Source organism: Nocardia sp. NPDC005998, assembly GCF_040614395.1.
Lineage (GTDB): Bacteria > Actinomycetota > Actinomycetes > Mycobacteriales > Mycobacteriaceae > Nocardia.
In genome coordinates, this window is record NZ_JBEXUI010000026.1 from 91,634 (window position 1) to 104,626 (window position 12,993).

1 protein-coding gene (running past one end of the window) is annotated in these 12,993 nt (G+C 66.9%); it reads right to left on the reverse strand.

Annotated elements, in window-relative coordinates; genetic code table 11:
* Positions 1–12,993, reverse strand: partial view of a protein-glutamine glutaminase family protein gene (locus ABZ293_RS28700; protein ID WP_355185646.1) — the end only. The gene runs 22,335 nt beyond the window's last position; 12,993 of the gene's 35,328 nt are visible here — the last part of the coding sequence; its start codon lies beyond the right edge, outside the window; the stop codon is at positions 1–3.

A 12,993-nucleotide genomic window follows, 5' to 3' on the forward strand; every position in this document is an offset into this window, starting at 1 on the left:
TCATCTCGACCACCTGGCGGATCCGTCGCCCGGTCCCGTGGCCCGGAAAGAGCGCCCCGGCGCGTGAATCGTGACAATAGACGAATCGACGGGTGCTTTCCCGTCCGCGCCGCGAGCTCGGAGATAGCCGTGCACCGCATTGCTGATCTCCCCGCCGAGGTTCCGGCGCGCCACCATGCTCAGATACTCCACCAGGCGACTGTCACTGTCGGCGCGCACCACCGCTCGGTCGAGTTCCCGCAAGGTCTCCCAACGGCGTACCTCTCCACCCGGGAGAGGTGGCAACACACGCCCCGGAGCCAGCGCCCGCGCGTGCGCGTCTGTGACAACCACGGTCGGTGTCCGCAGAAAGCCCTTCGCCATCCACCGATCCTGAGTGCGGTCGGTGTCGTGGTCCTCGACCCGGCGTCGCTCGAAGGTCTCGATGATCTGCTCGACCGGTCCCTCCAAGCGTTCCGCTGTGCCCGCATCGAGGTGCATCGGCGCCAGCCATTCCCCTACACCGACCGGTTCACGCGCGACCGACGGATCCCAGACCATCCAGTCGGCGTGACCATTCCGGTCGCGGGTGTAGACCAGGTTGGCGACGTGATGACCCCAGTCCAGTTCCTTGGACGTGCCGTCCGGCAAGGTCTGCGTCATCCGCAGGTCCGCACCGTTGACCAGAATCTTGCGGGGATAGGTGCCCAGCCGGATCAGGGCCAGTGTGACGTGGTGCGCGAGATCCGCGCACCCGTTCTCGAGGTAGGTGTGCGGCAACGGGTGGTCACCGGTCCAATGCTCGAAGGTCATGGACTCGAGGTGCGCGAACCATTGCCGTGCCGTATCCCATTCCACCGGCACCGGCTCCGCACCCGGCGCCCACGCGGCGGATTCCGTTGGCGCCTCGGCGAATACGTGATCGACGTAGTCGGTCTCCTCCGGAAACACACTACGCAAGTCCTCGGCGAGATCGTGCCCCTGGTGCGGGTACGCGGCCTGTACTGCCCACAACTTGCGCGGATCCCGATCCAGCCGCGCCACCAACGCCAGCGCGATCTCCGGCGTAGACGCCCACCCCACCGCCGCCGCGTACGCACGCACGGCCGGCAGTTCCTCCGGCCGCTGGCCCGGCCGGACTGCCACACGGGGCGGGGCGGGTGCATCGGCAGGCAACTCGGTATCCGGCTGCCGGCCGATCAACCGTGCTATCCGCCGCGCCTGCGCCTGGGACAACCGCTCTTGTTCGAACGCGCGCCGGACCGCATCCACCAGCGTCAGATCGTTCTCGCTCGCGAACGCTTCCTCGAACAGGCGCCCGTCCCGTGCGACATCAGCGTGGCGCAGGATGGTCAGCACGCGGGCGAAGTCGATCGGGCCGGACCCGGCCAGCACAGCGTTCAATGCCTGCGCATATGGCCGGTGCCCGGCCGTATGTGGTGCGGCGTTGTCGTCGTCGGTCCGGTCGCTGGCGCGGATCAGGGCCTCGCCATGGATTTCGGCGCCATCGGCACCCTGCTCGGCGACGCTGGGCACGGGACCGCCGATTCGGCTGGCCGGTTCGGGGGCAAGGGCCGGCGCTGTGGTGCGGTTCCGCCGAGCGTTGCCGTCGGGTGCGGTTGCGCCGCGGGAGGCGGTGGTGCGGTCGTGCACGGTAATGATATCGGAATCTGTATGTCGGGCAACGGATTTCGCGACTGATTCGGGGGCGAAGACGTGGATCCGCCGGGCCGCGGGATGGGTGCGGGTGAAGTCGGTGAGTGCTGTGCTCACCCGGTCGGGTTCGCGGGTCCGGGACGCGAGTTTCGGTGCGCCGGTGGCGGAGTCGATCCAGATCACAGTGGCGCGATCTCGGTGTGCGCGTGCGGTTCTCGTGTGGTGCTGTGCCCCATGGGTTATCGCGTCGGCGGACGAACCGAGAACCGCGTCGGCCGGAATGTGCCAGTCCACGGTTGCCGCGGTGTCGATGGGCCCCAACCCGATAACGATTCGGCCGCGCCGGCCCGCGGCGTCCTGGTCGAAACCGAGCAGATACACCTCCGGCCGCTCGACACCGGCCTGCCGGACGTCTTCGGTTTCCAGCTCGGCGGTGAACAGGTAGGTGAATGCGGCTTTGAGGTTGTGCAGTCGGCGGCGCTGGTTCGACGGCAGCGGCCCCGGAAGGCTATGCAGGCGGTGGATTTCCAGCTGCAAGTATCGGGTGTTGAGGGTGTGCCGGGCCGGCGCGGGCACGGCATCGTTGGTGCGCAGGCCGGGATAATCGACGAGCAGGCTCTCTTGGTAGCCGGGCGCGAGATCGTCGAAATGCAGGTCGTCCCACCAGGTTTTGCCGGTATAGACCCACCAGTTACCGACGGCGTGCACCGATGCCCGTGCGGAGTCCAGTCCAGGCGGTACCCGGGGCGGGACGAGCCGGTCCTCAGGCCGCTCGGGGCTCGGGTGGGCGAACAGCTCCTCCCCCAGATCGGGCTGAATTACGTTCTGCTCGAGCCCGTTTCGCCAGCCGCTCAACCGACTCTGCCGAGTGTCCAGCGACTCGCGCCGCACCCGCAGCGCAGCGGAGTCGTTCGGGGAACCGGAAGCAGCGAGCGCGTTCTCCTCGCGGGTCAGTGCCACGTTTTCGGCGTCGAGCATGATCTGCCGGTATTCGACCTCGGCGCGCTGGCGGTCGAGTTCACCGAAGCGATCGCGGCGCTGATTGTCGAAGGTGAGCCGGACGAAGTCCCTGGCGGGCCGCAGCCCCTGTCCCCGGAGCGTATCGAGGACATAGTCATTGACTCCCTCGGCTGTCCTGTAATGACCGGTGTGGTTGTCCATGACGGTGAGTTCGCCGTCACGCACGGCGATCGAGCCGCCGCCGCTGACAATGCCCCCGCGGCGGAACGACGAATGATGGACGAGACCGATCACCTTCATCCCCGCATAGAGGTTACCGAACACGTCCATCACGAAGATCGCACGGCCATCGCCCTCCGACGGCTCCTCGGTGGGGAGCCTGCTGGTATCGAACCAGCGGCCGTCGACGGCCCGGAACAACCGGCCGCCGGGACCGACGAACAACCGATGCGCCTCGAGCTCGTCGGGAGTCATATATCGGACCGGGGTGTGATATTCGAGTTTGGGCAGTTCATCGAGCGGCCGGGCGTTTTCGATCGGTCCGATCTCGGTCCTGATCGTGATCGGCCGCCGTTCCTTCAGATACTTCTTCCGGAGGGCCGCGCCACCGAGCAGCGGGATCTGCGGCGCTGCGAGCACCCGGACCCGCGGCTTCGGGATCTGCTCCGCGGGCACCACCGGACCGTGCTCGGAGCTCAGTTCCGGCGGGGCGAGGTGGGAAGGCCGCTCGGCGTAGAGATGGCCGTCTTCGGTGGCACCGATCGCATAATGGCTCGGCTTGTCATCGCCCTCCTGGTAGAGCACGTACACACGCGGGTCGCCGCCCGCGGGACTGTGCTCGTTTTGAAAACCGTTCTCGTGCACGATAGTGAGGTTGATTCGGTAGGCCCGCGCGGCTAGGCCCAGCAACTTGTGCTTGGCGACCATGAGCCGCGATCCGAGCGCGTCCCTGGGGTGTTCCAGCATCTCCCGCTGCTGGGCGATCCCGTCGTCGAAATACTGCCGATCCCTTACTGCGGCTTGCCATGCCGCCGCGGTGACCCGTCCCTGCCGCCACCGTTGCTCTATCGCGCGGAGCCGCTCATCCTCCCTCTGAATTTGCTGGTGCAGATACTCATTGATCTGGTCGTGCACACCATCGATGTTCCGCACACCCATAATCCGTGCCATGACAGCCGAGGCAGGGTCGTCGGGGTGCTCCACCGCTATCCAGCGCAGCGTGGACAAGACATCCGCCTCGCCGTCGCTGATCGACCGGTCGTCGTCGCCGGATTCGCTTCCGTCGCTGGTGCTTTCGTCGACACTGCGCGTAGGCGCGGGCGAACTGTTGTCGTCGCTGCCCCCGTAGCGGGAGTGCGCGCTGCTGCCGCGATCGCGCCCGCGTCCGGATTCCTCGTCACCCGACCGGGACCGATCACCGGATTCGCTTCCGTCGCTGGCGGTTTCGTCCGCACTGGCCGAAGACGCGGGCGAGCTGCGTCCGGAACTGTCACCGCCGTGCGAATGCGCGACACCGTCATCGCGCCCACTGCCGAAGCCGTCGCCGCCTTCGCGGTGACCATCGACTGCGGCGCGCTCCGGCCCGTACAGGATGTACGCGCCGGGGCCACTCAGGGCGAGGTTGTCCGCAACCGGCTCCGGTGAGGTGTGGAGGGCGCCCGCTGTGGGTCGCTTGGCTGCGGGTGTCGGACCAGGAGGTTCGAGCCCGACCGTGCCCTCGTTGCGGACCAAACGCCCACCCAGCGGCGCATCGAACCCGCGCCGCGGCGCAACCGCCACACCCGGCCCACTCAACGGCGACCAGGGCGAGAACAGCACAGCGGAAGTACCCGCCGCCACGGGCAGCAGCCCCGGCCGGAATCTCTTGCGCGTCACCACCAGCACGCCGTCCGGGCCTACGAACTCATCGACAATCCATACGCCGTCCTCGTCATTCGTCATCAGATACGTGTGCGCACCGACGCCCCGGTCATTCCTGGCGTGCTCGTCCACGATCACCGCCGTCGAACCCACCCCGATCCCGGCCAGCTCCGTGGCGATGTGGTCATGCTGCTGATACCGCCGGAACTCTCCTGGTATCGCGCCCAAGAAGTCCGCCTCCGGCGTCCCACCGATACCCACTACCCCGTCCAGCAGGCCGACATCCTCGTTTCCGGTGCGCGCACGCAACCTCGCCGCGGTATTCGGACCGCACCTATTCAAGTTCGACTCTGCGTAGCCGGGCGGGTCGTGCGCGGGCGGCGGCCCGGCCGGCCGCGCCGCCGAATCGTCCAGTGTCACCGCATCATCCGGCATGCGCTCGAAGGCCGGCGGGAGTCCGCGCGGCTGCATTGCCAAATCATCCAGTGCCGCCTCATAGTTCGGCGGAAACAGGTCGCGCGCGGCATCGACCGCGCCAGCCATCGTCATCCGACCGGGTGCCGCCGCCTGCCGCGCGGGCTCGCGGATGACCAGATCGGTGATGCGGAGCTCAGCCATTCGCAGGCCCAGCGTCGCCGCGTTGGTTCGCCCGGCCATACCACCGGAACTGGGATCGTCGAGATCGTAGACGCGGAACTCATCCGTATCTCCGACGCGTCGCACTGCCAGCGTGCGGAAATCGTTGGAGTGAGCCACATTGTTCGGATTGACCAAATTATCCAGATTGGCCATCCACACCAGCGCATCGGCCGGCAGGTCCCGCATATCGATTTCGCGCCGGAACCGGTGTACGGCACCTTCGCCCAGACTCAGCTGTGCCCACCGGACCCACTGGGCCGCAGTCTGTTCCGCACTGTCGGCATACAATCCGACGATCACGTCGATCGCGTCCTGGCGCTGCGCCGTGGTGAGCGTGTTGTAGTCGAGTCTGCGTTCCCCGGCCGACTCGTGGAGCAGCCAATGCATTCCCAGCCAGCCCCCGAACCGGCCCACCACACAACCGGGGACCACTCCCCGACGGCCTTCGGCCGGGATGACCCGATGCTCGGGGCGGACCCACGCGTCCCACTTCTTACCGCGACCGCTCAAATGCAGATAGGGATTGCGCATGAGCGAAGGTCCGTGCTGGTCCTCGGTAAACACCTTGCGGTGGCGGCCGTTGACCATCATCGTCGGGAGCCGACGCGTGAGCCCCTGGAACAACCGGCTTATCCCGGACCTCGAACCGCCGGGACGCTGCTGCCGCTCGACCGGGGCCAATGACCCCGGAAATACCTGATGCGCCTGCGCCTGCTCCGGCTCCTGCGGTGCCGTCTTCCGCGGCGGCGCAGTCGATTCGCCCGCTGCCGGGAAGCTCGGCGTGTTGTGTTGATACCCGGAATGCGTTGGCGCCCTTGCGGTCGAGGGGCTGGCCTCGTCCGGCTCGGGCCGCACGGTACTGCCATCCGTTCCCGGGGCGATGGAGTCCCGGCGTTCGATCGTGGATGTTGTTGCGTCGTCACGAGATTGGGGGCGCGTCACGACACCGTCGCCGACGGGCGGCGTGTCGCCGGGTGCCGCTGGTTCGGGCACGTCGTAGACAAGATCGTCCACATCCTCGAACTGCCCGGGCTCCCCGATCATGCCGCCCAACATCGCGTCCGGACGACTCATCTCGAACGGACCCAAATCAGCCGCCGCCCAAGATGTTTCGCCTTGCTGATCGCGCGCCCCGACACCCGGCGTGGGCTGCGCGCCCGGTGCGCCGGAGGCGATGCGTGGTGTGGCGATGGGAGTGTGGTGTTCCGCGCCATGGACGCTCGATCCAGCGGCCGGTCGCGCTGTCGCCTGCTGCGTGTTTCCGCGGTTGTCGAGGCCGTCGGTCTCCGGTTCGGGTAGCAGGATCTCGGCGTCGATGATAACCGTGTCGTTCGTTTCGTCTCGGGTCACCCTGGTGATGCGGTACCGAGTGCCGCGCGCGAACACGAGTTCATTGTCGAGCCGGCCGATCCATAGGCCCTCGGCGCCGGGCGGCACCGTCAGATTCAGTTGGTAGCCGAAACGGCCTTCCCCCATTGCGGTCAGCTCATGGCCGACCGATGTGGACAGGTAGCCGGGATCCTGTTGCACGGTGCCCACGAGCCTGTACGGGTCCGCAGCGAGAAGTGGTATCCGGTTTCCGGCGTTGTCCCGCATGAAGTCGATGCTGACCAGGCCCCGCACGACCCGGATCGGCTCGGTGTTCGGCAGTGGTCGTCGAGTTGCTTGATCGAACAGGCCGACCCCGCGCTCGAGGGTGTCGATTTGTGGCGATGTGCCGAGGAAGCGTTCGAAGAGTGGTTGCAGCCCATCCCGGTACTTGTGATGGTCGCCGACCAGCTGCGCCAGTGCGAACTCCGGAATGTCGCTTTCGGCGATCGAGACGATAGTCCGCCAGATTGCACTCGCGCGATCCGGATCGTGGATTTTCTGGTCTACTGCCCCTTCTCCGGATCGGTAATACTCCATCAGCTCGGTCAATGACAGCCGACCTGGTCCGACCAGTTCGGTCAGCAGCGCAACGGACTCGGCGCCGAAGCGTATTCGGTCGAAATTCTCCTGCGTCTTGTCTCGGCCGTCCCGCAGCAGCACGTTGAAAGCCGGCAAAGTCCGGTAGGCCCATGACACGTGGCGCTGTTGCGAGGTGAGTTCGTGCCAGCGATCGAGCACGGTCACGCCGTAATTCGAGGCCGCCTCGCCGGAATCGAATACGCGCACACCGTTCTCGTCGAGATGCCCGATGCCGTGGAGTTCGGTTCGGGGGTGCGCTGCCGGTTGCCACTCGTGCCCGGAAGGTGGTTCGTACGTGGCCGGGGCGTCGAGCTGGTCCGGGCGAATTCTGAGCAGGGTGCCGTCGGCGGTCCTGGCCACATGCAGATGCTCCGGATGTTCCGCAGACGTGAACAACAGGGTGAACGACGTGCCCGGCATTCCATGGTGATAGACATCGCGAGGTCCGTCCGGGTGCAATACGACAATGTTGAGCTGAAGTTCTCGGGCGACGATGGGGAGCAGGTCGGCACTCATCAGATGGTCCGTGGGCCTGCGCGAGTCGCGCACGGTGTCGAGCAGGTACCCCAGCCGGTCCATCGCACGTCGGCGAACCGATTCATCGAACTGCCGAACGGATTCCTCGAATGGCGCACGACGGTGCGTTTCCGCCGCATTCTCCGCTGCGGTCCTGCTCATATGCTCGTCGAATGAGAGTTCGCCGCTGGCAATGAGTTCGCCGGCTCGACGGGCGCGGCGCCGGCGGTCCATCTCGAATTCGGTCACCGACCGGGCGCGGCGGAACTCCTCGATACTCTGCTCTTTCCGCCCCGCGGGGGTGAAGGAGGGGAGCAAGTCGACGTAGTCCTCGAGGTGCGCTTCCATGCGCTGGGCGAGCGTGGCACGTGTCCGGTCCGGCGTCGTGTGGCCGGTGGACTGTGCGAACACCTCCAGCAGATGGTTCCCATCCCGCGGTGACGACTCCCAGACCGGTGCGAGCGCCTCGGTGTCGTCCTCCCGCTGTTCCTGGGCCACGGTGATCCGGCGCCTGATGTCCTCCACTCGGACACCGGGTTCGGTGTCCTGGCGGTCGGCGGCCGCGAGCCGCAAATCGAGGGCCAATTCGGGAGTCACCCGAAGCGCTGTTACCGCGCTGTCGAAATGATCCTGTAATTCTGGCCGCAGTTGCCGGGCGAACTCCACGCTGTCCCAAGGGTCCGCGGAATATATCGCATTGCTGATCCTGGCGAATTCGCGCAGCGCCCGGCTCTCCGCCTCCGTCAATTCCCGGAGGTCGGGGGTCTGCGCGCGGGCCGGGGTCGCCTCCGGTGCGGGGACGTCGAGCCCGAACAACTCCATATCCGTGCGGGTGTCGAGCTCCTGATGTGCGACGTCCCGCACGCTCATCCCCAAGTTGTCGGCCTGGCCCTGCCATCCCACGGCCTGTAGCGGGGTCGTGCCGAGTGCTTCCGCCGCGCTGGAGAGGTCGCTGCGAAGGTTCGGTCTCATTCGTTCGGCGAGGCGGAAGACCTCATCCTCGTCGATGCCCGAGAACGAGCGGAACCGGCTGTGCACGATCCGCTGGATCTCGGCGTACTCGAACAGTGCCTCGTTCTCGTCCGGTGTCAGCTCCCGAATCGCGAGCTGCTCGGCGTCGATGTCGTCCCTGGGGCCGACCTGATGCGGCGGCACGACGTCATCCCCGCGCAAGGTCGCGAACGGCGATCCGTCGGCATTGCGCCCGATCTCGTAGTGGCCGGGCGCGGTGCGGCGGATGTAGTGGGTCTGCTGGTTACCTTCCCCGGACCGGATCGGCGGCCCGGCAGGGTGTTCCAGCGCGACGTCGGCACCGAACCGGCGGCTCGCGAGGTTCAGGAGTTCCCGGTGTGTCAGGTCGGTGCTCAGCATGGGATTCGGTTCGAGATCGCGCCGCGGGTGGTTCAGATCGGCGATCGCGTGCCGCAGCCGGACAGTGGACTGCTCCTGGAAATTCTCGTCGAAGGTTTCCCGCCGCCGGGTTTCCGCGGCCTGGTTCGCCGCGGCGAATTCCGCATCAGAGGCGGCGCGGGCGTCGAACCGCTGCCGGCGCGTGCGCTCGGTGGCCCACTCGGCCCGCGCGCGCTCGGACAGCATCGTCTGCCGATAGTGCTCGAGATGCTCCTCGAGTTCGGCGGCCAACATCGCCCGCATCGACTGCGGGGACTCGACATCGAACAGCGCGGCCAAGGTCGAGAACAGCGGATTATCGACCTCACCCATCGGCTGCCACACCGCCGGGCCGGACCGCCGGGCGGTGGCCGCCGACGTCTGCTGCTCGCGCTCGGTGTGGTGCGGGCCGGACTGCTCGCCGGGATCGGCGACCGCCGGGCGCACGCCCGCGTGATAGTGGCCGCCCCCGTCGTCGACGCGCACCAGCACCGCACTCGCGGTGTCGGGATCGCCGATCGGCGCCAGCGACCGGTCATCGAGGATCGCGATCGTGGTGTGCTGTGATTCCATGATCGCCCGGGGCAACAGATCGGCCAGGTCGTTCTGATACGCACCGGAGGCACGCAACTGCTCCAAGTCCTCCTCGAACCGCGCCGCCCGATCCCCCTCGGCGACGCCCGCCGGATGGTAGAGCGCGAAGAAAGCCTCCCGGTGCGCCGCGATGTGATCGATGGCCTCAGCGCGCACCGTCGAAGAATCCTTCACACTGCCCGAGGCGAGAACGAACGATTCGAACAGACTATCGCCGGTGGACTCGACGATGGCCGGTTCCAGCCCGGCCGTGGCCAGCGCCTGCAACTGGGCCTGGCTCGGAGCCCAATGCAGTGCACGCAATTCGGTGAATGCCTGCTCCGGATCGGCGGCCTGCAGGACCTGGGTCAATGCCGCGGCCGCCACCTGTGCTACCGGATCGTCAGTCGCCGACAACACATCACGCAGCGTGACGACCCCGTCGCGGCCCAGCTGCCGTGCCATGTCCAGCGGGCCGGTGAACTCACCGGTGAACAGCAGCCGGGCTGCCTCCCGCCGCTGATCGTGCACGAGCGCGGGCGCCGCTGCAGCAGTCGCTGACGTGGACGCAGCGGTCACCGGCACCGGCACCGGAGCCCACCCCGGAAAAACAAGTATGCTCGGGCCGCCCAGCTGCGCCTCGCTCTCCTCGGTCAGCCATTCCAGCGGTTTGAACGCCGCCAGAATCGCCGGATCCAACGCGGCGGTAAAGTCCGCGTCGGCCATCGACGCCAGCCCGAACACCCGCAGGGCGTAGCTCTCGATCGAGCCGTGCACGGGCTCTCCCCCACCGGACTGCATCAGCAGCGGACCACTGACACCGGGAGCAGCCTTGGCCAACCGCGGCGGCAACACGCCGCGCAGCGTAGCCAGTCGATGCAGGCGCGGCACCGCGGCCGGGATCGCCTCGATGCCATTGATCTGCAGCGACTCCAGCAAGCTCCGGTACTCCCGCCCCAGCACGGTGTCCGCCGGTTCGCGCTCGGCCAGCCCGCTCAACATTTCCTCGAGCTCCGCGCGGTCGGCCTGGATCACGGCGCGGTCGGCGTCGTCGTACCGACCGACGAAACGCCCCGGGATCGCCGTCATCAGATCCGACAGATACCGGGAATTGGACGGCGCCACAATGAAATGGTTGCCCAGGTTCCCCCGCCGGTACTTGTTCTCGACCGAGGCCCGCATCTTCTCCGCCTTGGTGGGCAGGTGCTGCAACACCTCATCCTCGAGGTCCTCCGCGTCGCGCAACCCCGGGCCGAGCACCGGAACATCGTCCTCGTGCAGGAACATCGGCTCCAGATCCGCCAGCCGCACCGCACCGGGAGCCAGATCCACATCCGCGTGCACGCCACCGCGCGACACCAGCACCGCATACCGGCCGATGTCCGAGGCCAGATTGAAAGCCCCTGCCTGCAGGCTGAAGTCGTAGATAGCAACCAATTCCCGGCTGCCCACCTCGGCGACCAACTCGCGTAGATCATCGCGGATCACGAATTTGCCTGCGGCAGACTGGATTTCCGGGTCCCGCTCCAGCTGCGCGCGAACCCTGTCGTAACCACCCTGGGTCCAGAACGTGAAAGTCCAGTCCGAATCCCCTGCGGACCGCACCCACGCCTTGATATTCGCCAGTGCCGTCGGACTGAGTTCGCCACCGAACCAGGCGAAATTCATCTCACGCGGAATCTCGTGCACCAAGGCCGCGTCAGCAGCACGCAATCTCGGCAGCAGCTCCGCCGCCATCCGCTCACTCACCTCACGCAGACCCGCACGCCCGGCACCGGCGATGAGCAACCGAGCCGGAAGCACGGCCCCCGAGCCGGTGAGCCGATTGAACTCGGCAGGCAGCTCACCGATCGTCACCGTCCGATCGCCGAGAGTCGCGGCAGTGCGGGTGCAGAACTGCTGATATTCGGCACGGACCTGGTCGACCGTGAGCGGCCGGCCCTCGAAACTGTCGAGCACGTCGAGCAGCAGGGCATGGTGCAACGGAGTCACCGTGCCGGCTACCCCGGCATGGAAATCGGTCAGCAGCTGATCGATGTGCGCCGCGGTCGGCGCCGTCGATGCGGACAGGATTCCCTGCTCCCGCAACAGATCCGTCAACCGCCCGACGGTGCCGGGATCATCGAACCCAGCGGGCGGCCGCAGCGGATCAACCATGTCATCGTCATCGGCCGGCGCGCCGGAGCTGTCGTCGGCGCTCGGGCGATCCGCGCCGATTCCGACAGCGCCGAGGACCTCGGCACCGTCAGCGTCACGATCGGCGGGGACGTACTCGGAGCCGTCCGCGGCATAGATGATGGCGGTGATCGCGCGGAGACCATCGGTGGGATGTTCCGCGAGCGGATAGTGGCGTCCGGTCTCCGGGTCGTACCCGCCGACAACGCCGTCGTGCATCTCGAAAACCGTGGTGTGCGCGCCGATTCCGTGTTCGTCGACCGGACCACTGCGGGCATCGACAACCAAGGCGTAAACCCCGAATCGGCCGAGTACGTCCGCGATCTCGGCGTGACTGGAGAAGGTTCGCAACTGGCCACCGGCATGACGGTTGAACTCCTCGGCGCTCATTCCACCGAGGCCGACAGCATTCTCGGCCGGCGGAGTAATCGGGGCGGCGGGGAGTCTGGCAGCGACATAACGCATGGCGCCGGGCGCGCACTGCGAGGGACGAACACCCGAGGTACCGGCTGAACCGGTGGTGTGAGCGTGCCCGCTGCCGTCGCCGGGGGCCCGCACTGCCGCTGTGGTGAGTGCGGCGGTGGTTTCCTGGTCGAGCAGGCCCTGGCCGGCCAGCTCGAGTGCCTTGGCCACTACGTTCTCGCACCTGGTTTTCGCAGACGCCCCGCGCACGGTTCCGATTCCGAACTTCTTGAACAGCACGAGTCTTGCCCTCTTTACCGCAGGCAGGCCGGGCGGAGAGCCGTGCTCGCCGAGGTGGCGGATAACCTCATCATTAGCGGTGCAGCCTGCCCGGAAAGCCAAGAGCACCTTTCGCTCCATATCATTCAACCTGACAGCCGCAGGTACCGAGTGTGCGGCAGCGTCGGCTTCAGCGAGTAGACGCTGCTGACGGGCCGCTGCTACGGCCTCCTCATCAATCAGGCGCAGCCGGCGGGCTTCGGCCAGGGCGGACGCGCGGTCGGAGAATCCGAGCTTGTCGAATACGCCGTTCCTACCGCCGCTCATCGCATCTTTTATCGACTTCTCGCTGCTGCCTTGTTGTATTTGACGGGCGATAGCACCATTGGTTTCGTACCCGGCGGCGAAGTGCACGAGGACAGTTTTCTGCAGGGCAGTGAGTTTGGGGCCGGGGATTTTTGTCGTGTACGGGGTGTCGATGGACGTGCGCCCATGTTCATAGGTGTCGCCATCGGGGCGTCGACGGAGATAATGGACCGTGGCGTCAACGGCAGGGCTATTGATGAAGGCGTACCGGGTGCCTCCGGGTTGCATGATGACGAGATTGGGATTTAT